The 724-nt window shown below is 69.5% G+C and carries 1 pseudogene; it reads right to left on the bottom strand.

From position 1 onward, the window contains the following. A pseudogene (locus HMPREF0591_RS30070) lies at positions 1 to 551 on the bottom strand (C40 family peptidase); the annotation flags it as partial. Between the last annotated feature and the right edge of the window lie 173 nt (positions 552 to 724).

The following is a 724-nucleotide window of genomic DNA, read 5'->3' as shown; positions in this document are numbered from 1 at the left end:
TCGGGGTTGGTGTGGTGGTGGTTTCGGGTAAGCCCGGACAGGGCGGTGTCGAGGCCGGGGATAGAAAGTGGGCTGCCCACTCCCCCGCCGGCGGCGCCCAGGCCGCCCATCGGCATGCCACCGGTCATGGCGCCGGCGCCCATCGGCATCGCGCCCATCCCTGCGCCGTAGCCGCCGGCACCTCGCCCGATCAACGCCGCCAGCTCCATATTGCGCCGCTCACAGATGCGCAACAGGGCCTTGGCCCGATCCAGCTGGCTTTGCAAATGCGTCACCAATTCCCGCTTGCCTGCCGGGGTTCCGGTGGCAGGAGCGATCGCGGCCACCCCCGAACGGGTATCGGTGATCACCCCATCCATGCCCCCGCCACCCGCGGCAGCAGCCTCTCCCACGCCGGTCAGCGGCGGGCCGGTCCCCGCGTCGGCGGCGATGGTGTGATCCAGGGAAAATAGCTGCCCAGTGTTGGCAACGCCGTACCCGGTGGCCGCCGCACCACCCCAGCCTGCGGCGGCGGCCTGTCCCGCGCCTGCCACAACCTGGCGACCCGTCACCAGTCCCGACGTTGATGACCAACCCCCGTTAATCATCGGCGCCGCCCCGAAAAGCCTGCGCGCATCGCCCAATACACGGCCAGCCTCAGCCACCACCTCATCGAGCGACATACCCGGCAGTATCACCTAAACCGCGCCCACGCGGCTATCACCAGCACCAACTTCGCCGCTCA

The organism is Mycobacterium parascrofulaceum ATCC BAA-614 (genome assembly GCF_000164135.1).
Classification (GTDB): domain Bacteria; phylum Actinomycetota; class Actinomycetes; order Mycobacteriales; family Mycobacteriaceae; genus Mycobacterium; species Mycobacterium parascrofulaceum.
Note: the sequence above shows the minus strand (reverse complement) of the source record. Positions and strands in the feature narration are given on the sequence as shown.